The 24445-nt window shown below is 75.7% G+C and carries 27 protein-coding genes and 1 pseudogene; 12 read left to right on the forward strand and 16 right to left on the reverse strand.

The window, feature by feature from the left end; all coding sequences use genetic code 11:
* Positions 1-66: 66 nt before the first annotated feature.
* From ACFVHB_RS28990 to ACFVHB_RS29015, 6 genes are read right to left on the reverse strand one after another with little or no spacing between them, the layout of a single operon-like run.
* The gene (locus ACFVHB_RS28990; RefSeq protein ID WP_380328112.1) at positions 67-906 is read right to left on the reverse strand and encodes a class I SAM-dependent methyltransferase; all 840 of its coding nucleotides are present in this window, start codon (positions 904-906) and stop codon (positions 67-69) included.
* On the reverse strand, positions 903-2114 hold the full coding sequence (locus tag ACFVHB_RS28995) for an MFS transporter (RefSeq protein ID WP_380328114.1): 1212 nt from the start codon (positions 2112-2114) through the stop codon (positions 903-905). Before ACFVHB_RS28995 ends, ACFVHB_RS28990 begins: the two co-directional genes overlap by 4 nt.
* The gene (locus ACFVHB_RS29000) at positions 2111-3184 is read right to left on the reverse strand and encodes a dipeptide epimerase (RefSeq protein ID WP_380328116.1); all 1074 of its coding nucleotides are present in this window, start codon (positions 3182-3184) and stop codon (positions 2111-2113) included. The genes ACFVHB_RS28995 and ACFVHB_RS29000 overlap by 4 nt, the downstream gene beginning before the upstream one ends.
* On the reverse strand, positions 3181-4311 hold the full coding sequence (locus ACFVHB_RS29005) for a PLP-dependent cysteine synthase family protein (protein WP_380328118.1): 1131 nt from the start codon (positions 4309-4311) through the stop codon (positions 3181-3183). The genes ACFVHB_RS29000 and ACFVHB_RS29005 overlap by 4 nt, the downstream gene beginning before the upstream one ends.
* The gene (locus ACFVHB_RS29010) at positions 4308-5219 is read right to left on the reverse strand and encodes a Rossmann-like domain-containing protein (RefSeq protein WP_380328120.1); all 912 of its coding nucleotides are present in this window, start codon (positions 5217-5219) and stop codon (positions 4308-4310) included. The genes ACFVHB_RS29005 and ACFVHB_RS29010 overlap by 4 nt, the downstream gene beginning before the upstream one ends.
* A complete protein-coding gene (locus tag ACFVHB_RS29015; RefSeq protein ID WP_380328122.1) occupies positions 5216-6490 on the reverse strand; it encodes an ATP-grasp domain-containing protein in 1275 nt (424 codons plus the stop codon). The genes ACFVHB_RS29010 and ACFVHB_RS29015 overlap by 4 nt, the downstream gene beginning before the upstream one ends.
* 186 nt (positions 6491-6676) lie before the next feature.
* On the opposite strand from ACFVHB_RS29015, the gene ACFVHB_RS29020 reads away from it, so the two are divergent.
* Positions 6677-7234, forward strand: a complete 558-nt coding sequence (locus ACFVHB_RS29020; RefSeq protein WP_380328124.1) for a GNAT family N-acetyltransferase — start codon at positions 6677-6679, stop codon at positions 7232-7234.
* A 63-nt stretch (positions 7235-7297) separates the two neighbouring features.
* Here the strand turns inward: ACFVHB_RS29020 and ACFVHB_RS29025 are convergent, their stop codons facing one another.
* The gene (locus ACFVHB_RS29025; RefSeq protein ID WP_380328125.1) at positions 7298-7747 is read right to left on the reverse strand and encodes an SRPBCC family protein; all 450 of its coding nucleotides are present in this window, start codon (positions 7745-7747) and stop codon (positions 7298-7300) included.
* A 148-nt stretch (positions 7748-7895) separates the two neighbouring features.
* Here ACFVHB_RS29025 and ACFVHB_RS29030 point away from each other — a divergent pair, with 148 nt between their 5' ends.
* From ACFVHB_RS29030 to ACFVHB_RS29045, 4 genes are all read left to right on the forward strand, one after another.
* Positions 7896-8357, forward strand: coding sequence for a MarR family winged helix-turn-helix transcriptional regulator (locus ACFVHB_RS29030; RefSeq protein WP_380328127.1), 462 nt, complete (start codon positions 7896-7898; stop codon positions 8355-8357).
* 89 nt (positions 8358-8446) lie between these two features.
* Positions 8447-9130, forward strand: a complete 684-nt coding sequence (locus ACFVHB_RS29035) for a TetR/AcrR family transcriptional regulator (protein ID WP_380328197.1) — start codon at positions 8447-8449, stop codon at positions 9128-9130.
* Between the two features lie 138 nt (positions 9131-9268).
* Complete coding sequence (locus ACFVHB_RS29040; RefSeq protein ID WP_380328129.1) at positions 9269-10801, forward strand: MFS transporter; 1533 nt, start codon at positions 9269-9271, stop codon at positions 10799-10801.
* 211 nt (positions 10802-11012) lie between these two features.
* Complete coding sequence (locus ACFVHB_RS29045) at positions 11013-11462, forward strand: PPOX class F420-dependent oxidoreductase (protein WP_380328131.1); 450 nt, start codon at positions 11013-11015, stop codon at positions 11460-11462.
* 241 nt (positions 11463-11703) lie between these two features.
* On the opposite strand, the gene ACFVHB_RS29050 is transcribed toward ACFVHB_RS29045, so the two are convergent.
* Positions 11704-11925, reverse strand: coding sequence for a hypothetical protein (locus ACFVHB_RS29050; RefSeq protein WP_380328133.1), 222 nt, complete (start codon positions 11923-11925; stop codon positions 11704-11706).
* On the reverse strand, positions 11922-12191 hold the full coding sequence (locus ACFVHB_RS29055; protein WP_380328135.1) for a DUF1876 domain-containing protein: 270 nt from the start codon (positions 12189-12191) through the stop codon (positions 11922-11924). The genes ACFVHB_RS29050 and ACFVHB_RS29055 overlap by 4 nt, the downstream gene beginning before the upstream one ends.
* A gap of 168 nt (positions 12192-12359) precedes the next feature.
* Between ACFVHB_RS29055 and ACFVHB_RS29060 the strand changes: the two genes are divergently transcribed.
* The 4 genes from ACFVHB_RS29060 to ACFVHB_RS29075 all read left to right on the forward strand — a co-directional run bounded on the left by ACFVHB_RS29060 (position 12360) and on the right by ACFVHB_RS29075 (position 15515).
* Positions 12360-13217, forward strand: coding sequence for a YndJ family protein (locus tag ACFVHB_RS29060; RefSeq protein WP_380328137.1), 858 nt, complete (start codon positions 12360-12362; stop codon positions 13215-13217).
* A complete protein-coding gene (locus ACFVHB_RS29065; RefSeq protein ID WP_380328139.1) occupies positions 13214-13750 on the forward strand; it encodes a DUF1990 family protein in 537 nt (178 codons plus the stop codon). Before ACFVHB_RS29060 ends, ACFVHB_RS29065 begins: the two co-directional genes overlap by 4 nt.
* 240 nt (positions 13751-13990) lie before the next feature.
* Positions 13991-14674: a hypothetical protein gene (locus tag ACFVHB_RS29070; RefSeq protein ID WP_380328199.1), complete on the forward strand. Its 684-nt coding sequence runs from the start codon at positions 13991-13993 to the stop codon at positions 14672-14674.
* 166 nt (positions 14675-14840) lie between these two features.
* A complete protein-coding gene (locus ACFVHB_RS29075) occupies positions 14841-15515 on the forward strand; it encodes a hypothetical protein (RefSeq protein ID WP_380328140.1) in 675 nt (224 codons plus the stop codon).
* A gap of 21 nt (positions 15516-15536) precedes the next feature.
* Here ACFVHB_RS29075 and ACFVHB_RS29080 read toward each other — a convergent pair whose 3' ends face one another.
* The 3 genes from ACFVHB_RS29080 to ACFVHB_RS29090 form a co-directional block, all read right to left on the reverse strand.
* Positions 15537-16283 carry a zf-HC2 domain-containing protein gene (locus tag ACFVHB_RS29080; protein ID WP_380328142.1) on the reverse strand — a complete coding sequence of 249 codons (747 nt, stop codon included), beginning with the start codon at positions 16281-16283 and terminating at the stop codon, positions 15537-15539.
* Positions 16280-16831, reverse strand: coding sequence for a sigma-70 family RNA polymerase sigma factor (locus tag ACFVHB_RS29085; protein ID WP_380328144.1), 552 nt, complete (start codon positions 16829-16831; stop codon positions 16280-16282). Before ACFVHB_RS29085 ends, ACFVHB_RS29080 begins: the two co-directional genes overlap by 4 nt.
* A 78-nt stretch (positions 16832-16909) precedes the next feature.
* Positions 16910-17548 carry a hypothetical protein gene (locus ACFVHB_RS29090; protein WP_380328146.1) on the reverse strand — a complete coding sequence of 213 codons (639 nt, stop codon included), beginning with the start codon at positions 17546-17548 and terminating at the stop codon, positions 16910-16912.
* A gap of 161 nt (positions 17549-17709) precedes the next feature.
* On the opposite strand from ACFVHB_RS29090, the gene ACFVHB_RS29095 reads away from it, so the two are divergent.
* Positions 17710-18135 (forward strand): thioredoxin family protein, encoded by a 426-nt coding sequence (locus tag ACFVHB_RS29095; RefSeq protein ID WP_380328200.1) that lies wholly within the window; start codon positions 17710-17712, stop codon positions 18133-18135.
* A 242-nt stretch (positions 18136-18377) separates the two neighbouring features.
* Here ACFVHB_RS29095 and ACFVHB_RS29100 read toward each other — a convergent pair whose 3' ends face one another.
* Positions 18378-19064 carry a TetR/AcrR family transcriptional regulator gene (locus ACFVHB_RS29100; RefSeq protein ID WP_380328147.1) on the reverse strand — a complete coding sequence of 229 codons (687 nt, stop codon included), beginning with the start codon at positions 19062-19064 and terminating at the stop codon, positions 18378-18380.
* Positions 19065-19264: 200 nt separating this feature from the next.
* Here ACFVHB_RS29100 and ACFVHB_RS29105 point away from each other — a divergent pair, with 200 nt between their 5' ends.
* Positions 19265-20845 (forward strand): APC family permease, encoded by a 1581-nt coding sequence (locus tag ACFVHB_RS29105; protein ID WP_380328149.1) that lies wholly within the window; start codon positions 19265-19267, stop codon positions 20843-20845.
* 78 nt (positions 20846-20923) lie between these two features.
* Here the strand turns inward: ACFVHB_RS29105 and ACFVHB_RS29110 are convergent, their stop codons facing one another.
* The 3 genes and pseudogenes from ACFVHB_RS29110 to ACFVHB_RS29120 form a co-directional block, all read right to left on the reverse strand.
* Positions 20924-21412 carry a helix-turn-helix transcriptional regulator gene (locus ACFVHB_RS29110; protein ID WP_380328202.1) on the reverse strand — a complete coding sequence of 163 codons (489 nt, stop codon included), beginning with the start codon at positions 21410-21412 and terminating at the stop codon, positions 20924-20926.
* Positions 21413-21765: 353 nt separating this feature from the next.
* On the reverse strand, positions 21766-22290 hold the full coding sequence (locus tag ACFVHB_RS29115; RefSeq protein WP_380328151.1) for a hypothetical protein: 525 nt from the start codon (positions 22288-22290) through the stop codon (positions 21766-21768).
* Positions 22291-22357: 67 nt separating this feature from the next.
* Positions 22358-22777: pseudogene (locus ACFVHB_RS29120) on the reverse strand (transposase); the annotation flags it as partial.
* 286 nt (positions 22778-23063) lie between these two features.
* On the opposite strand from ACFVHB_RS29120, the gene ACFVHB_RS29125 reads away from it, so the two are divergent.
* The gene (locus ACFVHB_RS29125) at positions 23064-23813 is read left to right on the forward strand and encodes an alpha/beta fold hydrolase (RefSeq protein ID WP_380328152.1); all 750 of its coding nucleotides are present in this window, start codon (positions 23064-23066) and stop codon (positions 23811-23813) included.
* Positions 23814-24445: the final 632 nt, after the last annotated feature.

A 24445-nucleotide genomic window follows, 5' to 3' on the forward strand; every position in this document is an offset into this window, starting at 1 on the left:
AGCACCGGTCCGACGGCCCGTCACCGGCGGGCGGAGAACGCCGGGTCGGTCCAGCCGGTCATGACGTCAACTCCGCTGTCGGGACGCGCCCTTGCTGGCCGAGCCGGCGAGCCGGGCGACCAGGTGGATCCGGTCGCCCTCGGCGGTGTCGGCGGGACGGTCGCCCTCGGCCCAGGGCGGTTCGGTGCGCGGGCCGGGCCGGTCGTAGAGGGCGAGGACGGTGAAGCCGTTGGCGGCGAGCAGGAAGCGCAGTTCCTGCGGGAAGAGCAGTCGCCAGGCGGAGTGCTGGGTGACGGCCGGGGCGCCGTCGTCGCTGGTCCAGACCCGGGTACGGCGCAGGAGTTGGGCGGCGTGGTCGATCCGGAGCGTGGTGTGCGAGGTGAGCGTGGTGCCGCCCCGGGTGACGGTGTCGGTGCGCGGGGCGTCGAGGAGTTCGGTGCGGCCGAGGAAGAAGGCGCCGTTGCGCATCTCGGCGACCAGCAGGCCGCCCGGGCGCAGGTGACGGCGGAGCCGGCCGAACACGGCGTCGAGGTCGTCGTTGGTGTGGCAGTGGAGCAGTGCGCTGTCCAGGCAGAGCGCCGCGTCGAAGCGACCGGGGAGCCGGAAGTCGCGCATGTCGCCGACGTGGTACGCGGGCCCGGCGTGGTGGGTGCGGGCGTGCTCGATCATCGCCGCGGAGCTGTCCAGGCCGGTGACCGCGCGCCCGGCGGCGCGGTGCAGCCAGGCGGCGTCCCGGCCGGTGCCGCAGCCGAGGTCGAGCAGCTCGGGCCCGCAGCGGTGTTCGCGGAGCACCGACTCGGCCCACCGGGCGGCCGTGAACCCGGGGTCGGGGAAGCGCAGTTCGTACAGTTCGGGGGTGTCGGTGAGCAGGTTGCCGCCGGCGGCGGGCGGGGGTCGGTCGGTCATCGGGCCTCGCTGGGCAGGGGGCGGGCGGGGGCTGGGACGGGGAGGCGCCCGGTGCGGTACAGCCGGGTCAGGGCGGCGGCGGAGCCCAGGCCGAGGCCGGCGCAGAGCAGCCAGGGCGCGGCGGCGGCGCCGTCCATCGCGTGCCCGACGGCGGTGCTGCCGAGCGCGGCGGCGGACCCGGCGACCACGTAGTACAGGCCGTAGTACGTCCCGGTGAGGTCGGGCCGGCCGAAGGCGGGGATCAGGGCGAGGACGAAGGGCTGGGCGGTCATCAGGCCGAGTTGGAGCAGCAGCACGCCGCCGAGGACGCCCGGCAGCCCGGGGAGGACGAGCGGGAGCAGGAAGCCGGTGGCGGCGACGGCCGGGCCGGCCGGCAGCCACCGGGCGGGCGGACCGTGCCGCTGGAGCCCGGTGGTGACGCGGAGTTGGAGGGTGAGGTTGGCGAGGGTACTGGTGAGGAACACCAGGCTGACGGCGCCCTCCCAGCCGGTGGCGCGGCGGGCGGCGTCGGGCAGCAGCAGGTAGAGCTGGTTCTCCAGGCCGAACAGGCCGACCGCGGCGAACGCGAAGGCGAGGAACCGCCGGTCCCCGGCGACCTCGCGCCAGTCGGCGAGCACGCCGCGCGGCGGTGGCGGGACGGCCCGCTCGGGGAGGGCGGCCGCCTGGGCGGCGGTGAGCAGGGCGAAGACGCCGGCGGCGGTGAGTGCGGCGGCCCGGAAGTCGACCAGCAGCAGGGCGGTGCCGAGCAGCGGGCCGGCCAGCGCACCGGTGGTGGCGAACACGTTGAACAGGGCGAACGCCTCGGCCTTCCGGCCGGCCGCCTCGTGCGCGAGGTAGGTGCGCACGGCCGGGTTGAACAGCGCGCCGGCCAGCCCGCTGAGCGCCGAGGCGGCCAGCAGCAGGGTGAGCGAGTCGCCGAACGCGAACAGGCCGAAGCCGGCGGTGCGCAGCGCGCAGCCGGCGATGATGACGCGGCGGGCGCCGAGCCGGTCGGCGGCCGAGCCGCCGAGGATGAACAGGCCCTGCTGGCTGAGGTTGCGCAGCCCCAGCACGGCGCCGACGGCGAGCGCGGAGTGCCCGAGGTCGTGCCGGAGGTGGCCGGCCAGGTACGGGACGAGCAGGTAGAAGCCGGTGTTGACGCCGAGCTGGTTGACCAGGAGCAGCCGTACGGGCAGCGGGAAGGTCCGCACCAGGCGCAGGGTCCTCACCGGCCGGCCGCCGGGCCGCCGGTGGCGGGAGCGGTGGCCGGGAGCACGCCGAGCCCGGCCCGGTCGGGTGTGCGGACGGTGCCGTCGGCGCCGCCGATGCCCTGCCAGGGGTCGTGCGCGAGCAGCAGGTGCCCGTCCAGGTCGATCCAGCGGGCCCGGTCGGCGAGGTGGACGGCGGGGGCGATGCCGAGCGAGCTGGCGGCCAGGCAGCCGAGCATCAGCTCGGTGCCGCTGCCCCGGAGGGCGGCCTGGATCCGCAGCACCTGGTGGACGCCGCCGCACTTGGCGAGCTTGAGGTTCACGCCCTGCACCCGCCCGGCGAGCCGGCAGGCGTCCTCGTAGCCGACGGCGTCCTCGTCGGCGATCACCGGCAGCGGGGAGTGTCGGGCCACGGCGGCGAGTTGGGCGGGGCGGCCGGGTGGGACCGGCTGCTCGACGGCCTCGACGCCGGCCGCGGCGAAGGCGGGGAGCAGCCGGAGGGCCTGCTCCGGTGTCCAGGCGCCGTTGGGGTCGAGCAGCAGCCTGGCGCCGGGGGCGCCGTCCCGGACGGCCCGGACCCGGTCGAGGTCCTCGGCGGGGTCGGCCGTGCCGGCCTTGACCTTGAGCACGGCGAAGCCGTCGGCGGCGAGCCGGGCGGCCCGGGCGGCGGCGCGGGCGGGCGGCTCGATGCCGATGGTGCGGGCGGTCGCGGCGGCCACGGGGGCGAGCCGGCCGAGGAGGCGGTGGACGGGCGCGCCGGCCCGCTTGCCGGCGAGGTCGAGCAGGGCGGCCTCGACGGCGGCCAGCACTCCGGCCGGCAGTTCCTTGAACGGGGCGGCGCCGCGCCGGAGTTCGACCAGGGCGGTCTCCGGGTCCGGGTGGCGTTCGAGGCCGGGCCGCAGCGCGCGGAGTTCGCGTCGGATGAGGTCGGTGGGCAGCCGCAGGTAGCCGCTGCTGACGGCCTCGCCGTGGCCGGTCAGTCCGCCGTGGCGGACGGCGAGCTGGACGGCGTCGCGTTCGGTGGTGACCGAGCGGGAGATCCGCAGCGGCTCGCTGAGCCGGAGCCGGGTGGTGCGGACGTCGAGCCTCATCGGTCCTCCTCGGGGCGGCCGGTCCGGTCGGCCCGGTCGGTCCGGCGGGTGCGCTCGGTGCGCCGGGTGCGGTCGGTGCGGTCGGTGCGGCAGCGGGCCCAGCCGGTGACCTCGGCGGCGGCGGGGTGCGGGATCTCGACCGGGCGCGGTGCGGCGTGCTCGGCGTCGAGACCGTGCCGGTGGCAGAACGCGTCGTCGTAGACGGTGCCGAGGTAGCGGTGCGGGCCGTCGGGGAAGACGGTGGCGACGGTGGCGCCCGGGTGGACGCGGGCGGCCCAGGCCGCGACGAGGGCGACCGCGCCGGTGCTCCAGCCGCCGCTGACGAAGGCGCCGCGGGCCAGTCGGCGGCAGGCGTCGACCGCCTCGGCCGGACCGACCCAGTGGATCTCGTCGAAGGCCTGGTGGGCGACGTTGCGCGGGTGGATGGAGCTGCCGAGGCCGCGCATCAGCCGGGGGCGGGCGGGCTGGCCGAAGATGGCCGAGCCGACCGAGTCGACGCCGATGATCCGCAGGGCCGGCCAGTGGCGCCGCAGCGGTTCGGCGAGCCCGGCGCTGTGGCCGCCGGTGCCGACGCTGCACACCAGCACGTCCAGGTGGTCGAGTTCGGCGATCAGCTCGTGTGCCATCGCCCGGTAGCCGGCCGCGTTGTCGGGGTTGTTGTACTGGTCGGGCCAGTAGGCGTCGGGGAGTCCGGCCAGCACCGCGTGCAGTCGGGCCAGCCGGGCGGCCTGCCAGCCGCCGTGTCGCGCGGGCCGGTCGACCAGCTCCAGCCGGGCGCCGTAGGAGTGCAGCAACTGCCGCATGGACGGTTCGAGTTCGGCGTCGCCGATCAGGACGACCGGGTGGCCGAGGGCCTGCCCGGCGAAGGCCAGGCCGATGCCCAGGGTGCCCGAGGTGGACTCCACCACCGTGGCGCCGGGCCGGAGTTCGCCGCGGGCGTGGGCGCCGCGCAGCATGGCGACGGCGGAGCGGGCCTTCATGCCGCCGGCCGCGAGGCCTTCGAGCTTGGCCCAGAACCCGGGGTGCGGGTGCGGCAGCGGGGTGCTGATCCGGGCGAGCGGGGTGCGGCCGAGCAGCGGCAGCAGGTCGGGGTTGCCGAGGGCGGCCGGGTCGAGCAGGGCGGTCACCGGGCTTCACCGCCGGCCGGGGCGCCGGTGTGCGGGTGGAGCGTGGTGGTGTGGAGCTGGAGGGTGCCGGTGTGGAGGTGGAGGGTGCTGGGGCCGCCGTCGAGCCAGAAGAAGGGGTAGGGCTCGGCGCTGACGGCGCTCACCCCGCGGCCGAGCAGCCGGGGCAGGACGGCGCTGCCGGTCTGGGCGAACAGCACCAGCGGCTTGCCGGTGGCGCGGGCGTGGTCGAGCAGCGGGTCGAGGGTGCCGTTGCCCAGGGTCATGCCGGAGGCGAGGATCGCGTCGCAGTCGTCGAGCCCGGCGAGGGCGTCGGTCGTCACCGGTTCGCCCCACTCGGTGGTGCCGCCCTTGAGGTCGCACGGGAGGTAGCCGACGCCGCGCGAACGCAGTTGTTCCAGCAGCGAGTTGACCACGCCGACGACGAGCACCCGGCGGACCGTCCCGAGCGGCAGCAGGCCGGTGACGGCGCGGGCGCGGGCCCGGGACTTCTCCAGCGAGCCGCCGGCCGGGACGACGACCGGGCGGGCACCGGGGGCTCCGGCGTGCGGGCGGCAGTGCATCAGGTAGGCGTCGAGGGCGGCGACCCGGACGGGGGTGAGCGGGTGGTCGAGCAGCTCGGCGACGGTGGCGCCGACGCAGTCGGTGAGCGCGTCGGCGGGCAGTGCGCCGGGTTCGACCGCGCAGGAGCCGACGGCGGCGCCGAGCCGCAGGCTGAGCACCTCGTTGCGGTAGCCGCGGGCCCGGCCGGGGTGCCGGACGGCCTGGGCGGTGGTGAAGGCGAGGGCGATCCGCTGCCCGGCCGGGTCGGGCCCGTACGCGCCGGCCCGGGCCCGCCCGGCGATCAGCTCCAGCGCCGTACCGGGCGGGGTGCTCGGGGCCGGGGGGTCGTCGTGCGGCGCGGCGGTCATGCGGGGACCGCCGCTCCGGCGTACCGCGGCGCCAGCCCGGTGAGCAGCCGCTCGGCGCTCCGCCGGGCCCCGGCGCCGGCGGGGTCGGCGGTCATCACGTGACCGAGGTACTCGTTGTTGCTGGTGGCGGGCCGCACCTCGCGCCCCGGCGCGGCGAGGGTGAGCTCGACCACGGCCGGGTCGCGCCGGACGGCCGCCTCGCCGTCGAAGCCCTCCAGCAGACCGACCTGCCCCTCCCCCGGGACGAGGAAGGCGATCGCGGCGCTGGCGACGCCGGTCGGGCGGGCGGTCAGGTCGGGCCGGCGGCCGATCGCCACGTCCACGCAGGCGGCGGCGAGGTCGATCCCGGTCACCCGCCGGACCAGTTCGGTGATCCGGTTGCCGGCCGGCCGCGGGTTGACCTCCACCACCCGGGGCCCGGCCGGGGTGAGCTTGATCTCGGTGTGCGCGACGACCTGGTCCAGGCCGAGCGCCGCCAGGGCCGCGAGGGCGGTGTCGGCGGCGGCCGCCGCGTCGGCGGGGGCGAGCGCGGCGGGGAACATGTGACCGGTCTCGATGAAGGCGGGCGCACCGCCGACGCTCTTGTCGGTGACCCCGACCACGTGCGCGACGCCGCCGGCGGAGACGGTCTCGACGCTCACCTCGGGCCCGGTCAGCAGCTCCTCCAGCAGCACGACGGGGGCTCGCCGCTGACCCCGGGCGTTGACCGGGAACTCCTCCAACGCCCGGAGCGCGAGCGCGAGTTCGCGCTCGTCCGAAACCTCGCGGACCAGCATGCCGGCACACAGGTCGACCGGCTTGACCACCAGCGGGAAGCCGATCGCCCGCGCGGCGGCCCGGGCCTGCTCGCGGTCCGCGCAGAGCGCGAAGGCGGGCCCGGGGACGCCGGCCTCGGCGAGCGCGCGCCGGGTGAGGTCCTTGCGGCAGGCGGCGGCGACGGCCTCCGGCGCCGGACCGGGCAGCCCGAGCCGGCGGGCGACCCGCGCGACCAGCGGCAGGTAGTAGTCGCAGGAGGACAGCACCCCGTCGAAGCCGAGCAGCCCGTGCGCCCGTTCCGCGTACGGGAGGAGCACCGCCGGGTCGTTGGTGTCGGCGGTGAGGACGTTCTCGGCGGCGAGCAGCGGGTGCGGGCCGCCGGCGGGGGCGGACCGCAGGTAGTGGTGCAGGTCGCGGGTGAGGAAGGTGAAGCGGTGGCCGCCCTCCCCCAGCGCCCTGGGCAGCAGGCCGCTCATGGAGCCGACCCAGCTCTCGATCACCAGCAGATGCGCCACGGCTCTCCCTCTCGATGACGGCGACGGCGACGGCGGGGCCGGCCCGGCCCGTCGAGGGAGAAGGTAACGGCATTCGTTTTCATTTTCAACGCGCCGGAGCGGTCGGCCCGTCGCGGCGTCAGATGAAATTCGTTTTCAGGTACGCTGCCGAGCGACCACCTCCGCCGCGACCAGTGGAGCTACCCGATGGACCGTCAATTTCCGTATGTGATCAGGCATGCCCGGCCGTCCGACGTACCGGGCGCGCGCCGGCTGATCCTGGACACCCTCTACCGCGAGTTCGGCTACGGCTACGTGCCCGACTGGCACGCCGACGTGGTGGACCTCCAGGGCCACTACCTCGACCACCCCCGGCACGCCCTGCTGGTCGCCGTCCACCACGGCGAGGTGGTCGCCACCACCGCCCTGCACTCCACCGGGCCCCGCCACCCGCCGCACCCGCGCGCACTGGCCGCGCGCTACCCCTCGGGCAGCACCGCCCAGCTGGTCCGGGTGTACGTCCGGGCCGAGCACCGCCGGCACGGACTGGCCCGCGAACTGGTCCGCCGCGCCTGCGAGTTCGCCGCCGCCGAGGGCGGCTACCGGCGGCTCTACCTGCACACCAACACGGCGGTCCCGGGCGCCGAGGCGTTCTGGCGCAGCCTGGCCGAGGAGGTCTACGACGCCCGCCCGAGCGGCGAGCACGGGCCGGGCGTCGCGACCGTCCACTTCGAGATCCCGCTGCGCCGCCCGGCGGCCGTCTGAGCCCGGGGCCTCCCCGCGCACCCCGCCGCCGGCCCGGGCGCCGCGGGCTCAGACGGCGCGGGCTCAGGCGCCACGGACCGCCTCCCGGGCCAGGTCGAGCGTGGTCCGCAGCGCCACCAGGTACGCGGAGCCCGTCCGCTCGGCGGCCGCCTCCTCCTCCAGACCGCCACCGAGCTCCAGTTCACCCAGGAAGGTGAGGGTGAGCCCGTGCTCGTCCTCGCCGAGGTCGTTGTGGATCACCCAGGTGGCGGCCTCGTCGTCCCGGAGGAAGCTGACCCTGGTCTTCGGGCGGAAGACGACCTCCTCGCGCACCCGCTCGCCGCCGAGGACGACCTCACGGACCAGCCCGTTGTCCGTGCGCTCCAGCACGGTGCACTCGTCCATCGCGGCGACGAACGGCACCGCGTTCTCCGCCTTCCGCACCAGCGCCGCCCAGACGTCGTCCCGGGTGAGGTGCACCCCGCCCGGATCGGCGGGGTCGTTGACGCGCACGGTCCGGCTGACAACTCGCATGACTGGATCTCCCCTTAGGGCCGCCTCGGCCAAGGATTGCTTGCGTGGCCAAGTAATTGCTTGTGCGGCCAAGTAAACGCCTCGAGGCCATCGATCGCAAGGGAGCTCCACAAGGCCGGCGACCACCGCTTGCCCGTACAATCGCCGGGTGCGCGCCCACCAGAACCAGCCCCTCGCCGACACCGGCGAGATCAGCCAGTCCATCGCCCGGGTCGCCCGGCTGCACCGGGCCACCGCCGAGCGGCTGCTGCGCCCGCACGGCCTGCACGCCGGGCAGGAGCTGCTGATGATGCTGCTCTGGGACGGCGGACCGCAGCCGCAGGCCACCCTGATCGAGCAGGTCGGGACGGACGCCTCCACGGTGACGCGGATGGTGCAGCGCCTGGAGCAGGCCGGCTTCGTCCGCCGCCGGCGCAGCGAGAGCGACCGCCGGGCGGTGGTGGTCGAGGCGACGGCGGCGGCCCGCGCCCTGCGGGACCAGGTCGCGCAGACCTGGTCGGAGCTGGAGCGGGTCACCCTGGCCGGGCTCGACGAGACCGAGGCGGCCGAGCTGGCACGGCTGCTGGCCCGGGTCGAGCGGAACCTCTCCCGGCCCACCGAGGAGATGTGACGCAGGTCACACCCGAGGGGGAAATTTCCGGGGAGTGAATCCCCGTTTGCACCTTCGAAGGCCTAAGCGGGGAAAACTTCCCCGCTATGATGAAGGAGCACGCAGTGAGCACCACCGCCGTCACCACGCCGGCCCGCACCGCGGAGCCCGCCCGTACGCCCAAGCTGCGTGCGGACGCGAGCCGCAACCGGGAGCGGATCGTGCTGGCGGCGCGGGACGTCTTCGTCGAGCACGGCGCGGACGCGCCGCTGGACGAGATCGCCAAGCGGGCCGGTGTCGGCAACGCGACGCTGTACCGGAACTTCCCGGACCGCAAGGCGCTGATCCGCGAGGTGGCGCTGCTCGTCAAGAACCGCATCCTGGCCCTCGCCGAGACGGCACCGGCGGAGAGCGACGGCCCGTTCGACGCCCTCCAGCGGTTCGTCCACGCGACGGTCGAGGAGAAGGTCGGCGCCCTGTGCCCGATCCTCACCAGCGCGGTCGACCCGTTCGACCCGGAGCTGGTGGAGATCCGGGAGCGCCTGACGGCCGCCGTGGGCGACCTGATGGAGCGGGCCCGGCAGGCCGGCGAGCTTCGGCCGGACGTCGACCACGGTGACCTGTTCATCGCGATGAGCCAGCTCACCCGCCCGCTGCCGGGCACCTCCTGCCGGCTGCTGGACGAGTTCGTCCACCGGCACCTGCAGCTGTTCCTGGACGGCCTGCGGGCGCCCGCCCGCTCGGCCCTGCCCGGCCGGGCCGCGACCTTCGAGGACTTCCACACCGACCACTGACCGACGGCCGCCCCGGCGGCCGGCACCGACCACGACCGACCTCGGCCCGACCGGCCGCCCCGATCCGCGGCCACCGAGACCCTTCGCACCCGGATCACCGACGATCCGCACGCCACGCACCGTGAAGTGAGTACCCCCATGCCAAAAACCGACGCCCTGCCCACCACGCAGCCTGATCCGAGGCGCTGGAAGGCACTGATATTCATCGGCCTCGCGCAGCTGATGGTCGTCCTCGACGCCACCATCGTGAACATCGCGCTGCCGTCGGCCCAGAAGGACCTCGGCATCACCGACGGCAACCGCCAGTGGGTGATCACCGCGTACGCGCTCGCGTTCGGCGGTCTGCTGCTGTTCGGCGGCCGGGTGGCCGACCTGTGGGGGCGCAAGCGCACCTTCGTGGTCGGGCTGACCGGCTTCGCGCTGGCCTCCGCGCTCGGCGGCGCCGCCGCCAACACCGCCATGCTGCTGGGTGCCCGTGCCCTCCAGGGCGTGTTCGGCGCGCTGCTCGCGCCGGCCGCGCTCTCGCTGCTGGCCGTGATGTTCACCGAGGCCAAGGAACGCGCCAAGGCGTTCGGCATCTACGGCGCCATCGCCGGCGGTGGCGGCGCGATCGGCCTGATCCTCGGCGGCCTGCTGACCGAGTACATGAACTGGCGCTGGACCTTCTTCGTCAACATCCCGTTCGCCGTGGTCGCCGCCGTCGGCGCCGTCATGGTCATCCGCGAGCCCGCCGAGGGCCGCAACCGCAACCGCCTGGACATCCCCGGCGTGCTGCTGGTCACCACGGGCCTGGTCTCGCTGGTCTACGGCTTCACCCGGGCCGAGTCGGACGGCTGGTCCTCCGGCGTGACGATCGGCCTGTTCGTCGCCGCCGCGATCCTGCTGGCCGCGTTCGTCCTGGTCGAGCGGAAGGTCAAGGCGCCGCTGCTGCCGCTGCGGGTCGTCCTCGACCGCAACCGCGGCGGGGTCTACCTGTCGCTGGGCCTGGCCGTGATCGGCATGTTCGGCCTCTTCCTGTTCCTCACCTACTACCTGCAGATCGTGCTCGGCTACAGCCCGGTGCTCACCGGCGTCGCCTTCCTGCCGATGGTGGCGGGCATGATCACCGGCTCGACCCAGATCGGCGCCCGGCTGATGACCCGGGTCCCGGCGCGGTTCCTGATGGCGCCCGGCTTCCTGGTCGCCTCGATCGGCATGCTGCTGCTCACCCAGATCGGCCTGGACACGTCCTACCCGGCGCTGATCCTGCCCGGTCTGATCCTGATGGGCCTCGGCATGGGCACCGCGTTCATGCCGGCGATGAGCCTGGCCACGCACGGCGTCCAGCCGCGCGACGCCGGTGTCGCGTCCGCCATGGTCAACACCTCGCAGCAGGTCGGCGGCGCCATCGGCACCGCGCTGCTGAACACCATCGCCGCCAGCGCCACCACCACCTGGCTGGCCGCCCACGCGGGCGCCGCGACCGGCCCGGCCGCCGCCAAGGCGGTGCAGTTCCAGGGCATGGTGCACGGCTTCTCGACCGCGATCTGGTGGTCCTTCGGGATCCTGGTGACGGCCGCCGCGATCGCCTTCGTCCTGGTCAACGCCGGCCGCCCCGGCACCACCACGGTCGCCTCCGGCGGGGGCGCGGGCGCGGCGGAGAGCAACGAGGTGCCGGTGCTGGTGCACTGACCCTCGCCGGGTACGACACGCGTGGTACGACCCAGGGTGCGGAGCGGCCCGTCCGGTGTGCGAACACCGGGCGGGCCGCTCGCCGTTCCGGCACCCGGGCAGCCCACGCCCCTCGAACCGCGGCCCCCGGTGGACGAGAATGGAACCGCCCCCGGCCGGGCGCGGTCGCGCCCGCCCGGCCCGGCCCCCGGACCCGGATGGGGAGGACATCGTGCACGACCGCACCGACCGCACCGACCGGCTCGCCGACAGCAGGTACCTCCTGCTCACCACCTTCGGCGACGACGGCAGCCGGGTGGAATCGCAGAGCTGGGTGGTCGCCGACGGGACGGCGCTCGGCATCTGGACGCCCACGCACTCCCGCGAGGCCGAACGCATCCGCCGCCACCCCCGGGTCCTGGTCGGCCCCTGCGACGCCCACGGGCGCCCCACCGGCCGGCGGCTCCCGGCCCGCGCCGCGGTCTGCGACGAGGACGCGACCGCGCGCTACCGCACCTCGCTGCTCAACAAGTACGGCATGACGGCGCTGATCGCGCTGGCCCGCAGCCGGTTCCGGCTCGGTCTGGCCGGGACGGTCGGCATCCGGATCACGCTCAACGAGTCCGAGCAGCGGCTGATCGGACCGGAGTGGCCGCTGCCGACGACGTACTGCCCGAACTGAGCGGGTACCGCCCGGACCGGGCGGCGGCGGGTGGCAGCAATGACGGGCGGCAGCGGCGGCGGACAGCGGACGGCACTGAGCGGCGTCGGACGGCCTGCCGAGTCGCCCGGCCCCCCGGCCGAGCCGACGCGCGGTCGAGCCGACGCGCGGTTGCGTGGCCCGTGGGCGGGCGCCCGGAAGCGGAACGGCGCGCGGAACCGGGAGTCCGGGCCGGCCGGGGAACCGGCCCCCTCCCTTTCCGTCAACTTCCGTCGTCCGGCGCCTTCGCGAGGTCGTCCGGCTCGCACGCCTCCCGGCCGGTGCCGACGTGCACGACCTTCACCGCCCGCTCGGGGCCGCCCGGCACCACGTGCTGCTCGTGCCCGCAGCGCGGGCAGATCAGCGGGATGCGCGGACTCCGCTGCTGGGCGGTGAAGGCGGGCGACGCGACCCGCCCGTCGGGGGCCGGCTCCGGCGTCGTCACGTCAGCGGGTGGGTCGGGACCGGGCTGACCTCCTGGATCTCGCCGTGGGCCTTGGTGAGCAGCTGCGACGCGAGGTCGTTGAGCGCGCGGGCGGCCGCGATCTCCTCGCCCACCCGGAGCTGTTCCGGGTCCGACGGGTGGCGGCTGGTGTAGCCGTGGGCGCGCAGTTCCGTTCCGTCGCTCAGCCGCAGCAGGGCGGCGGCGGCCGTCCGCGGCCCCTCTTCGCGGAACTCCATCTCGATGTGCCAACCGACAAGAGTCTGCATGGCGGATCACCTCCATCGATTCCTCCTCCAGAGTGCGCCGCACCCACCGCGAACACCAGACGGGGCGGCCGCGGCACGGGACGGGGGGCACGTTGAACGCGTTCAACATCGCGGCGTAGAGTCACCGCGCAAGGGTTTGAACGCGTTCAAGAGAAGGGTGCGGCCGCCATGGGCAAGGGCACCGCGGAACTGGTGGACCTGCTGGTCCTGCTCGGCATGGGCGCCGTGATCCCGCTCGGCCTGGCCCTGATCGACGAGCCCGGCCTCGCCCGCGTCCGCCGGCTCTGGCCACTGGCCGCCGTCCCCGGCGCCCTCTCGCTCTGGCTCCCGCGCGGCGGCCTCGCCACCGGCTGCGCCGCACTCTACGCGCTCGGCACCCTCGCCGTCGCCCTCCACGCACCGGTCCGGCTCGCCCGCACCCGCTCGCTCGCGCCCGCCGAGACCGCCGTGCTGACCGCGCTCGTCACCCCCGCGGTGGCCGGACTCGCCCTGGTCGCGGAGCGCTCCGGACACGAGCTGTTCGGCTTCGACCTCGACATCCTGGCGCTCACCGTCCCGCACTTCCACTTCGCCGGCTTCACCGCCGCCCTGGTCGCCGGGCTGGTCTGCCGGGCCCGGCCCGAGCGCGCCGCCGCCCGGTTCGCCGCGCTCAGCGTGCCACTCGGCACCCTGCTCGTCCTCGCGGGCTACTTCATCGACGACTGGGCCGAACTCGTCGGCGCCGTCGTCCTCACCACCGGGATGTGGCTGACCGGCCTGCTCACCTGGCGCGACCTGCGCACCCGCACCGCCGACCGGACGACCGCCACCCTGCTCGGCACCGCCTCCGCCGTCCTCGCCGCCACCATGCTGCTCGCCCTCTGGTGGGCGCTCGGCGAGGCCTCCGGACTCCCCCACCCCACCCTGACCTGGATGGCCGCCACCCACGGCGTCGGCAACGCCCTCGGCTTCGCCCTCTGCTCGCTGCTCGCCTGGCGCCGCCTCGCGCAGCCAGCGCTCACCCTCCCTAAGGAAACCGCACGATGACCACCCGTCCGGCCACCGACCTCAACTACCCCGAGGCCGGCGCCAGCACCACCCCCGGCCGCCCGCTCCCCGCCGGCTACAACCACCTCCGCCACCGCGTCCTGATCGGCCACGGCCGCGCCGCCCTGGAGGCCGCCGGCGCCGCCGTGCTCGGCTGGCGGATGCACCGCGCCGCCGGCGTCCGGATCACCACCGACGCGGACCGGGCCGCCCCCGGCGTCGCCGTCCACTGCGCGATCGGCGTCGGCCCGCTGCGCGCCTCCGCCCCCTGCCGGGTGATCTGGGCCACCGACGGACCCGACCGCTACGGCTTCGCCTACGGCACCCGGCACGGCCACCTCGCGGTCGGCGAGGAGACCTTCCTGGTCGAGATGGGCCCCGACAAGGCGGTCTGGTTCACCGTCAACGCCTTCAGCCGCCCGCGCAGCTGGTACGCCCACCTGGCCGGCCCGCTGCTCCCCCTCGCCCAGCGGTTCTTCGCCCACCGCTGCGGCCGCGCCCTGAGCCGGATCGCCGCAGCCGCGGCGGGCTAGCGGGGGCGGGCCAGGTGTGCGCCGGGGCGGAGGGCCGGGTGAGGGGGGAGGCCGGAGGGGGAGGCGGGGTGAGGCGCGGTGGCGGCTGCAAGGCGGGCCGGGACACGCCGGCATGAGGCCCGGTGAGCCGGAATGGCGGGCACAAGCCAGGCCGAGGCGCGCCGACATCAGGCCCGGGGCCGGGCGGAAATGCACGGGCGGAGCCGGTCATCGGTCCGGCAGACTCAGCGGGTGATCGAGATGCAGCCCGTCCTGGAGATCCGGACTTCCGAGGAGTTCACCCTCTGGCCCGTCGGCGCGCACGAGCCGTACGCCTTCCTGCCGCTCAGCGGGTCGATGGACCCGGCCGACGTCGGTACGGCCGTCCTGAGCCTCGTCGAGGGCAACGACGTCGACGAGGAGGACGACGCGGACGACGCGGACGACGCGGGCGGCGACGATGACGGCGGCCCGCGCGCCGAGAACGGCCCGGTCCGGCCCGCCGATCCGCTCGGCGCCCTCCTGCACGGGCTGTTCGTCGGGGAGTACCTCTACGCCGCCGGCGGCTTCCGGGTCACCGACACCGCCACCGGCGTCACCCTGGTCCCCGGCTGCTGCAACGGCCTGGAGGAGTGGCGCGACTGGCTGCGGGTCCTGGACGGCGACGGGTACGCCTCCTTCGGCCACGACCCGACGCCGGAGGCCCGGCGCGAGGGCGAAACGGTACGCCTGACGCCCGACGCCGGGGTCGACGGCGCCCCGGTGATCGAGCTGTCCGTCACCGAGCTGCGCCGCCTGGTCGCCGGGGCCGAGGCCGACCTCGTCGCGTTCCTGGCGCTGGCCGACACCTGGGCCGCCGATCACCTGCCCGACCACCGCGAGCCCCTGGCGGCGGCCCTGGCCCGGGCCCTGGACCTGGCCCCGGAGCAGCGGCCGGAGGCCTGACGCTTTCGCGTGCGGCCCCGGCCGCACGCGGCGGGCGCCGCCCGTCCCGACGAGGCGGATCGCCAACGGCACCGGGGTCCCCCCGGCCTGAGGGGACGTCGCCGGGAGCCCGGATGCCCCGGAAATCCCGGCGACGGGTGGGTGTCGGGTGCGGCATCATCCGCGGATGGCCAGCTTCCTCACCCACCGCCGGCTCGTGCACGACGACGACCTGCCCGTCCACCGCCGGCACGCCGCGCTGCGGACCTGTCTGACCCGGTTCGCGCCGTACGGCCTGCGGGCGACGTACCACCACCTGACGCTGAGTGCCCGGATCCCTCGGCGGCTCGCGGCCGACCCCGGGGCGCTGGTCCGGGCGGTCGAGGAACTGCACGAGGCGCGGGAGCTCTGGCTGGCCCAGCTGGAGCGGTACGCGGCGCGGCGGCGGGCGGAGAAGGGCGCGGGGCGGCGGGTTCCCGGCCGGCCGGCCGCATGGTGGGAGGCGTGGTGGTGGGAGTCGCCGAACGGCCTCTGGCTGCACGACCCGACCTGCCACCCGCCGCTGCGGCTGCCGGAGTACGTCCGGCGGCAGGGCGCGCTGCTGGACGGCGCGGTGCTCGCCGGCTGCCCGGCCTGCGGGGACGAACGGCCCGCGACGCTGCGGTCGACCGGGCACGGTTTCGCCGAGCTGTGCCGGGCGTGCGGGCGGGTGCTGCGGCCGTGCCCGTGCGGGCGGTGGCACCGGTTCGACCCCCTCGCCGGGGTGCACTGGCCCGCGCTCTGGCACCGGGACCACATGACGGACGCCGGTACCCCGAACCCGTACTGGCCGGGAGCCGCGGCGGGTGCGGGTCCGGGGTGACCGGGGCGGCGGCGCGGTGGCTCAGGCGCTCCGGACCGGGACGCTGACCAGCACGGTGGCGCCGTCCAGGGTGCGGACCTCGAAGTGGTCGATGTCCGTGGGCTGGAACCCCGTTCCGCCGTCGGTGCGCAGGGCGGCCACGCCGTTGGTGCCGTAGCCGGCTTCGGGCACGCTCCAGGTGGTGACGGTCTGTCGCGCCCCGGTCCGCGAGACGGCGACCAGGTCGCAGCTCAACGGCCCTTGGACGTGGGAGAGTTGGAGGCTGATCCGGCTCCCCCACGACTTGCCCTCGACCCCGACGGTGGCGCTGGCGCCGCTGGTCGGGTCGGTGGCGGAGAACTGCCGGGTGGCGACGGCGACGACGCCCGGCGTGGACTCCGCGGTGACCAGGGCGGCCGTGACCGCCGGCCCGGCCGCCACCAGCACCGCCGCCGCGGCGACCAGCACCAGCCGGCGGACCCGGCCCCGGCGGCGGACGGCCGCGACCTCGCCGACCAGCCGGTCGAGCAGCGCCGGGTCCGGGCGGGGCACGGGGTCGGCCGGGTCCAGGCCCTCCGCCCCGGCGAAAGCCGCGTACTCGGCCAACAGCGGTTCGACGAAGCCGAGTTCGGCCACCTGATCGGCGCACTTCGGGCAGCCGGCGAGGTGGGCCTCGAAGGCGGCGCGCTCGGCCGGTTCGAGCAGGCCGAGGACGTAGGCGCCGACGTCGACGTGGTCGACGGGGTCGTGGTGCTCGGGGCCGGCCGGTCCGGGCTTGGACGATGTCACGATGTCACTCCCCGTTCCTCCAGCGCGAGCTTGAGCGAGCGCAGCGCGTAGAACACCCGCGACCGTACGGTACCGGCCGGGATGCCCAGTTCGGCGGCCGCCTCGTTGACCGTGCGGCCCATCAGATAGGTCTCCACGATGACCCTGCGGTGGGCCTCGGACAGGTCGCCGAGCGCCTCGGAGATCGTCATCAGCCGCAGCGCGCGGTCGAGTTCGTCCTCGGCGGGCAGCAGTTCCAGCGGCGACGGGTCCACCTCGCGCGGGCGGGCCCGGCTGCTACGGTGACCGTCGATGACGATCCGCCGCGCCACCGTCACCAGCCAGGGCCGCAACGAGCCGGCCGCGGGGTCGAGCCGGTGGATGTTGCGCCAGGCGCGGACCAGCGTCTCCTGCACCACGTCCTCGGCCCGCTGGCGGTCCCCCGCGACCAGGTGGAGGACGAAGCCGAACAGCGGCCCCGCGTGCTCCTGGTACAGCGCACGCATGAGGTCCTCGTCGGCCGCCCCGGCGCCGCGTGCGGCCCCGCCGTCGGGGTGCTCCTCGGTCACGATGCCATCTTCGCGCACCCACACCTCCGGGTCGAGGGTTCCACGTCCGGTCCGGAACGTCGTCAAGGCCGGGGCCGCTCAGTAGCCGCCGTAGCCGCTGCCCGGGCTGCTGGGCGCCGTCCCGCCGGAGGGGGCGCTCGCGGGCGCCTTGCCACCGGTGGGGGTCAGCGCGAACCAGGTGCCGTTGACGCCCTGGCCCGTGGTGTCGCCGGGCTTCTTGTCGGGCGCGTAGCGGTAGGCCGGCCAGCCGTTCAGGGTGACCTGCTTGCTGCCGTCGGCACGGGTGACGGTGCCGACCAGCTTGCTGTCGATGCCCTTGACGGTGACCGATCCGTCGGCCGGGACGGGCGGCCAGAGCGAGGCGCAGTTGCCGTTGCAGTTGGACATCGGCGGCTTGGCCGTGTCCTTGTCGAAGCGGTAGAGCGTGAAGCCGGCGCCGTCGGTGACGATGGTGCCGAGCTTGGGGTCGGTGGCGGTCTGCAGGGTGGCGGCGCCCGCCGCCGCACCCGGGCTCGACGGGTTCGACGGGTTCGACGGAGCGGACGGGCTGCCCGGTGCCGTGGGTGCGGTGCTCGCGGACCCCCCGCCGGAGCCGGACGGCGTCGAGGAGCCTCCGCCGGACGACCCGCAACCGGCGACCAGGGCCGCGACGGCGATCCCCGACGCGGCGATGACGGCGATCCGGCTGGTGCGGCCGGTACGGCTGGTGCTGTGCATGGCGGACTCTCCCCCGGGTGGACTCGCGCGGCCGCCCCTTCCGGCGCCCCGCGCTGCTGCGGACACCCATCTGTACGGACCGGAGCGGCCGCGTGCTCAACGAGCGGCCAAGATTCTTCGGAATAGCCCGCGGGCGGGCGCGGTTGTCGCGGGCACATGGCCTGAACCGCCACCCCCGGAAGGGCAGGAACCTCGAAATGAGCAGCACGGTCGAGCTGACCAAGGAGAACTTCGACGAGATCGTCCCCGGCCCGGAGGGCCAGGACTTCGTCTTCATCGACTTCTGGGCGGGTTGGTGCGGCCCGTGCCGGCAGTTCGCCCCGGTGTACGAGAAGGCGGCCGACCGTCACCCGGACCTCGTCTTCGCCAAGGTGGACACCGAGGCGCAGCAGGAGCTGGCCGCCGCGTTCGGCATCCAGTCCATTCCGACGCTGGCGATCATCCGCGAGGGCGTGCTCGTCTTCTCGCAGGCGGGGGCGCTGCCGGAGGCGGTCTTCGAGGATCTGATCGGCCAGGCCCGGAAGCTGGACATGGCCGAGGTGAAGCGCAAGGTGGCGGCCGAGCAGAACGGTGACGGCGAGGTCTGACGGTACTCCCGGCGGGCCTCCTGGCGGCCCGCCCGATGACCGACCCGATGGCCGGCCCGAGGACGCCGCGGCGGTAGGCCCGGGGTGACGAGAAGCCCCCGGGCCCGTCGCCGTGTCCGGGCGCTCCGGCTGTTTGGGCTGCGGGCTGCTGGGGCTGCTGGGGCTGCGGGCGAGGGTGCGGGGTTCAGGCGCGCGGTTCGGGCACATGCGCGGTGGCCGCGTGGTGCGGGCACGCGCGCGCTTCAGGTGCGGGGCAGTCGGGCCGCCAGGCCGTCGAGGAGCAGGCGCAGGGCGAGGTCGAAGCCGCGCTCGTCCAGCCCCGGTGCGCCCGGACCGGCCGCGCCACCGCGTTCGACGGAGGCCTCCAGGGCGCCGGCCAGGGCCGGGTAGCGCGGGCGGTACTCGTCCGCGGGCCGGGTGAAACCCGCGGTGAAGGTCTCCAGCGCCGAGCCGAGCACCAGGTAGTCGAGCGCGGCGGCGGCCTCGGCGGCGTCGGCGGGCGCCAGGCCCGCCCGGCCGAGGGCGGCGAGCAGGGTGTCGTAGCCGAGCAGCTGGCGTTCGGCCCCGACCTGGCGGCGGGCGAGCAGCGCGATGGTGTTGGGGTGGCGCAGGAAGGCCGCGCGGTAGCCGCGGGCGTAGGCGGCGAGGCCGGCCCGCCAGTCGGCGCCGCCGGGCCCGCCGGGCAGCTGGGCGTCCTCGGCCGGTGCTTCCAGCGGGGTCAGGTCGATCTCCGCGTTGACCAGTTCGGCCAGGCCGTCGATCAGCTCGTCCTTGCCCGTCACGTGGTTGTAGAGCGAGGCCGCCTTCACGCCCAGCCGGTCGGCCACGGCGCGCATGGTGAGGCCGTCCGGACCGTGCTCGTCGACCACGTCGAGAGCCGCCCTGGCGATGATCTCCCTGCTCAGCAGCGCCCTGCTCGGTCGTCCCACGCTCGTCGCCCCTCGTCGCCCCTCGGTGCCGGCCGCCTCGGCCGCGTCGGCCCACGGCGTCCGACTCACGTTATTACAGGCCGGTCTCGGCCCTTCCGTTGCCCCGGGGCGGCGGGCTACCGTCCCGGACTAACAAAGTTAGTTTTTCACGGCGGGGCCCCTCGGGGCTCGCGGTGGACGACGGGCAAGGTGGATTCCCCATGACCGAGAACCCCCCAAGACCTCAGGCCGGCCGGGCGGCCGGCACCGGCTCCGGGCCCGGCTCCGGGACCAGGCCCGGGGCCGGGGCCGCCGGCGACGCCGACCGGCTCGCCGCCCTCGGCTACCGGCAGGAGCTGCGCCGAAGTCTCGGCGTCCTCGGCAACATCTCGATGGGCTTCGCCGTCGTCTCCCCGGTCGTCGGCCTCTACGCGGTCGGCCAGGTCGGCCTCGGCGTGGCCGGCGGCGCCTGGGTGTGGGCGCTCCCGGTCTGCCTGCTCGGCCAGGTGCTGGTGGTCGCGGTGTACGCCGAGCTCGCCTCCCAGTGGCCGCTGGCCGGCGGCGCCTACCAGTGGAGCCGGCGGCTCGCCGGGCCGACCTTCGCCTGGCTGACCGGCTGGATGTGGCAGTTCGCGGTGATGTTCGCCAACACCACCGTCGCCTACCTCGCCTCGCCCTGGTTCTTCGCGCTGTTCGGGCTCACCCCGACGCCGGCCCTGCTGGTACTGGTCTCGGCCGTGTTCATGCTGGTCTGCGCGCTGGTCAACGCCTACGGCATCAACCTGCTGCGCTGGTTCGTCTCGCTGGGCATCGCCGCCGAGGCGGTCGCCTCCGTGCTGGTGGGCTTCGCGCTGCTGCTCTTCTTCCGGCAGCACGGCTTCGGCCTGCTGACCGACCTGCTGGACGCGCCCGCCACCGTCGGGGTCTCCACCTGGTCCGCCCTGCTGGCCGTGGTCGCCGTCGGCGGCTGGGCGTTCATCGGCTTCGACGCCTGCGTGTCCACCGCCGAGGAGACCAAGGACGCCGGCCGGCAGGTGCCCCGGGCGATGTGGTGGGCCCTGCTCAGCGTCGGCGTGGTCGTCGTCCTGAACGCCGTCGCCGTCGAGCTGGCCCACCCGGACCCGGCCGCCGTGGTCCGCGGCGAGGACCTCGACCCGGTCACCACCGCGGTCACCGCCGGCTTCGGCGACTGGTCGGCCAAGCCCTTCGTGGTCGTCGTGCTGGTCTCGTTCACCGCCTGCCTGATGGCCTCGCAGGGCGGCGCCGCCCGCGGTCTCTACTCGCTGGCCCGCGACGGCGTCTTCCCGTTCGCCGCCAAGGTGCGCCGGGTCAACCGGCACAAGGCGCCGATCGGCGGACTGGTCGCGGCCACCCTGGTCAGCTCCGCCGCCCTCCCGCTCGGGCTGGAGTCCACCGCGATGGGCAGCCTGATCACCTTCGGCACCGCCGCGACCTTCCTGCCGTTCTTCCTGCTCAGCCTCGCCGCCCTGATCGCCCGGCTGCGCGGCGCCTGGCGCCCGTCCGGCCCGGTCTCGTACGGGCGCGCCGGCACGGTCGTCAACGCCCTCGCGGTGCTCTGGACCGGCTTCGAGGTGGTCAACATCTGCTGGCCGCGCACCATCCTGGCGCCGCCGGGCGCACCCTGGTACCAGGTGTGGGCCGCCGTCCTCGGCGTCGGCCTGGTCACCCTCGCCGGCCTCGGCTACCTGCTGGCCCGCCGACCGCAGCGGCTGATGCGGGCCCAGCAGGACTCCGGCGAACGGCCGGACGACGCGGACGAGTTGGCACCCGCGGTGCACTGACGCCGGCCGCGGAGGCCCGGGGGTCCGGGGGCCCGCCCGCCCGCCACGGCGACGACGGCGACTCACCGCTCCACGCCGTCAGCCGGGCGACGGGGGCCCGGACCTCCGTGCGGGGCGCGCGTCGGGACGGCGGACGGTGAACGGCCGACCGAGGCCGGCCGGCATGACCGTGCACCCGGCGAGGTCCTGGGCGCGGGCACGCACCAGGACGCGGCCGTCCGCGGTCCCGCCGAGCGTGCCCGCCGCCGGCGGGATGCGGCGGGCCTCGGCGAGCGTGGCGGTGAGCTCCCCCGCCACCTCGTGCGTCCTCGGGACCGTGGCCGGCGACTCCGTCGCCCGCTGAACCGGGTCGAAGCCCTCCGGCGGTTCGAAGCCGGCGTCCTGCGCTGCGGCGGACTCGATCCGGGCCAGCCGGAAGGTGCGCGGCTCGCCGCTGCGGTGGTCCAGCCCGGTGGTCCACCAGCGCCCGGGGTGGAAGCCGCCCGTACGGTCGAACTCGCGGGTGCCAGCCCTGTCCGTCCGGGCCCGGTGGGCGAACCGGCCGCGGCGGGCGCCGGCGTACCGCACCGGCGAGCGCGACCAGGGCGCCGCCGGCCGGGCTCGGGGCGGCGGCCGGGCTCGGCCGGCGGCTAGCGGCCGGCGGCTGGCGGCCGGCGGCGAGTTCAGCCCGAGCGTCTGCTCCACCGCCGCGACCGCTCGCGCAGCCCGGGCGGCAGCACCCGCTGGATCTTGACGAGCGCCGACCCGAGGCCCGCTCCCCCACCGACAGCCCGGACCGTGGCCGGCCAGCAGGCCCAAGGCCTTGTCCTCCGTGGTGATCCTCGTCAGCCGTTCGCGCCATGCGAGGACGGCCGCGAGGTCGCAGAAGGCGGACGGCGGCTTCCGTGAGCGGAGACGAGCGGGATTCGAATGCCGACCGCTCATGTCCCGCCCGGCTCCGGACAGTCGTGTTCGACGGCACGGCTGAGTACCAGAGTCCGGAGCGACCACTCGACCGGCCGCCCGGAAGCGCGCAGTCCCGGGCCGGTGAAGCTGAAGCCCACCTCGGCACCGGGGACCGGTGCTGTCCACAGGATGCGGTCCCGGCCGATGTTCCAGTGCTCGCGCACCTCCCATGGGCAGCCCGCCCCGGCGAGTGCGGCGGTCATGACCGGCTCGGTGACGGGGGCGGCCGGGGTGTCCACCCGGCGGTGGCCGGCGTCCGGCAGCTGGAGGCCTTCGGGCCGGATCTCGACGACCGCCGTCTCCAGCAGCCGGCAGCGGCAGAACAGCAGCCGGAGACCGCTGTAGTGGAGCCAGCGCGGCCACTCGTGCGCCCGGTGCACACGCTCCTCGGCGGACGGCTGCCCGTACGCCGCGACGATGGTGGTGGAGGGAACGCCCGGCCGCACGATCCCGAGGCGCCCGGTGGCACCGATCGCGGCGAGCTCGGTCGTCAGTTCCACGCCCGCGAGCACGGCACACGCTCCGGCGCCCGAGCCGTCCCGGGGCGTGGGCTTTCGCCCCGGCCCACGTGGTGGTCTTCGTCAGTCGTCGGCGGCGTGTGATGACGGCGGCGAGGTCGCGAAAGGCCAGGGGGAACAGGTGGTCGCGCTCGTAGCGACGGGCGATCAGCCGGTACCCCGTGAGCCAGGCCGTGGGCCGCTCGATGACCCGTCGGTGGCGGCCCGGGGTGTGGCTCGACTCGATGCCCGCGCGAGCGGATCCGGGGCGGCAGCTGGTGCCGGCGGAGCCACCCCCGCGGTTCGGGACCGTCGTGCACCGTCGACGTCGACAGCCCGAAGCACGGCGGGAGACGCCGCCACCGCGCACCCGCTTGTCAGCACGTAGACGATCGCGGCGCACACCGCCTCGCCGTCCGGCTTCGCGGTCCTGCCGCCCGGCGGCCCGCGCGCGGGCGGCAGGCAGCAACGGCTCCACCAGAGCCCACAAGCCGTCAGGACCGGGATGCCGACGCCCACCAGCCGGGCCGCGTACCGGCGGACCGTGCGCTCGTCCACCGCCGGCCGCTCGGCCGGCTCGGCGCCGGTGAGGCCGGGCCCGGCCGGCAGCAGCTCCAGCACGCGAGCACGCGGCTGACCGGGTGGTCCCTCCGTCCCCCTGGAAAATCCGGGCGACCACTGTCCGGTTTCGAACCTAGGGTCGAGGGCGACAGCCTGAACGGTGACCGACGGGCGGCCCGAGGTCCGGTCTGCCCGGAGGGAAGGAGCGGTCCATCATGAGCACGTTCGTACTCGTCCCCGGTCTCTGGCTCGGTGCGTGGGCGTGGGACGCGGTCGTCGAGCCGCTGCGCGCGGCCGGGCACACCGTCCACCCGGTGAGCCTCACCGGGCTCGCCGAACGGTCCGGCGAGGGCGGGTCCGACGTCGGCCTGGAGACCCACATCACCGACGTGACCGACCTGGTGACCCGGGAGGACCTCTGGGAGGTGATCCTCGTCGCGCACAGCGGCGGGGCCGTCCCGGTCACCGGCGCCGCCGACCGGGTGCCCGAGCGGATCCGGCGCGTCGTCTACGTGGACAGCGGCCCGATCTCCGACGGGGTGGCGCTCAGCGACCTCTGGGAGCCCGGCTTCCGCACCCTGCTGGAGGACTCCGTGGTGGACGGCCACCGGCTGCCGCTGCCCTCCTTCGAGGACTTCCGTGCCGCCGGCACCAGCCTCGACGGCCTGGACGGGCCCGCGCTCGCCCGGTTCCGCGAGCGGGCCACCGACCACCCGGCCCGGGCGGTGCGCGAGCCGCTGCACCTGACCGGCGGCGGGGAGGAGCTGCCCAAGGCACTGGTCTCCTGCTCGTTCCCGCTGGAACAGGTCCGCGCGATGATCGCGGCCGGCCACCCGTACTTCACCGCCCTCGCCGGCCCCGCGTGGGAACTGCGGGAGCTGCCGACCGGGCACTGGCCGATGTTCTCCCGCCCGGCCGGGACGGCGGCGGTCCTGGCGGAGCTGGCGGCGCTCCCGGCGTCCTGAACGCCGAGGGGACGCCGGGGCGGCGGGGGCGGCGGGGGCGCGGCCCGTCCGCGTACGGGCGGGCGGGGCACGGGCGGCCGGCGTGCGTACGGTCGGTGCCCCGGGTGGTTGCGCGTCGGCGGGGGCGGCGGGGCACGGCAACGCCGAGGACGGCGAGGCGACGAGGGCGCACCCGTCCGAGGCGGCCGTCGGTGTACGAGAGGTCGGGGTACGGGTGGGCGCGTCCACATCTGGGCCGACAAGGGCGCGGCCGTCGGCGGACGCGTGGTCGGTGTAACGGCTGGTCGGCCAACGTGCCGGCGGCCAGGGTGCCGGTTAGGTGCCCCGGCGTCGGGGCGGAGGGGCGCGGCCGTCGGCGTACAGGCAGGCAGCGTGCGGGCGGTCAGCCGACGTACGGGCGGTCGGGGCGCCGACTGGTTGTGCGTCGGCGGGGCGCGCGGCGCGGCAACGCCGAGGGGACGGCGAGGCGACGAGGGCCCACCCGTCGGAGGCACAGCCATCGGAGGCACCCGTCGGCGTCCGGGCGGGCCGGGCACGGGCGGTCGGCCGACGTACGGGCGGTCGGTGCTCCGGGTCGGTGCCCCGCGTCGGGGCGGCGGCGCACGGCAACGCCGAGGACGGCGCCGCGACTA

This window comes from Kitasatospora sp. NPDC127111, assembly GCF_042677465.1.
In the GTDB taxonomy this organism is placed as follows: Bacteria; Actinomycetota; Actinomycetes; order Streptomycetales; family Streptomycetaceae; genus Kitasatospora.

What these genes read in the sequence shown, in the direction of transcription:
- ACFVHB_RS29125 (WP_380328152.1), top strand. Translation starts at nt 23,064, where the DNA reads ATGAGCACGTTCGTACTCGTCCCCGGTCTCTGGCTCGGTGCGTGGGCG.
- ACFVHB_RS29010 (WP_380328120.1), bottom strand. Translation starts at nt 5,219, where the DNA reads ATGACCGCCGCGCCGCACGACGACCCCCCGGCCCCGAGCACCCCGCCC.
- ACFVHB_RS29075 (WP_380328140.1), top strand. Translation starts at nt 14,841, where the DNA reads ATGGCCAGCTTCCTCACCCACCGCCGGCTCGTGCACGACGACGACCTG.
- ACFVHB_RS29105 (WP_380328149.1), top strand. Translation starts at nt 19,265, where the DNA reads ATGACCGAGAACCCCCCAAGACCTCAGGCCGGCCGGGCGGCCGGCACC.
- ACFVHB_RS29040 (WP_380328129.1), top strand. Translation starts at nt 9,269, where the DNA reads ATGCCAAAAACCGACGCCCTGCCCACCACGCAGCCTGATCCGAGGCGC.
- ACFVHB_RS29060 (WP_380328137.1), top strand. Translation starts at nt 12,360, where the DNA reads ATGGGCAAGGGCACCGCGGAACTGGTGGACCTGCTGGTCCTGCTCGGC.
- ACFVHB_RS29000 (WP_380328116.1), bottom strand. Translation starts at nt 3,184, where the DNA reads ATGAGGCTCGACGTCCGCACCACCCGGCTCCGGCTCAGCGAGCCGCTG.
- ACFVHB_RS29025 (WP_380328125.1), bottom strand. Translation starts at nt 7,747, where the DNA reads ATGCGAGTTGTCAGCCGGACCGTGCGCGTCAACGACCCCGCCGATCCG.
- ACFVHB_RS29035 (WP_380328197.1), top strand. Translation starts at nt 8,447, where the DNA reads ATGAAGGAGCACGCAGTGAGCACCACCGCCGTCACCACGCCGGCCCGC.
- ACFVHB_RS29090 (WP_380328146.1), bottom strand. Translation starts at nt 17,548, where the DNA reads ATGCACAGCACCAGCCGTACCGGCCGCACCAGCCGGATCGCCGTCATC.
- ACFVHB_RS29020 (WP_380328124.1), top strand. Translation starts at nt 6,677, where the DNA reads ATGGACCGTCAATTTCCGTATGTGATCAGGCATGCCCGGCCGTCCGAC.
- ACFVHB_RS28990 (WP_380328112.1), bottom strand. Translation starts at nt 906, where the DNA reads ATGACCGACCGACCCCCGCCCGCCGCCGGCGGCAACCTGCTCACCGAC.
- ACFVHB_RS29065 (WP_380328139.1), top strand. Translation starts at nt 13,214, where the DNA reads ATGACCACCCGTCCGGCCACCGACCTCAACTACCCCGAGGCCGGCGCC.
- ACFVHB_RS29070 (WP_380328199.1), top strand. Translation starts at nt 13,991, where the DNA reads ATGCAGCCCGTCCTGGAGATCCGGACTTCCGAGGAGTTCACCCTCTGG.
- ACFVHB_RS29055 (WP_380328135.1), bottom strand. Translation starts at nt 12,191, where the DNA reads ATGCAGACTCTTGTCGGTTGGCACATCGAGATGGAGTTCCGCGAAGAG.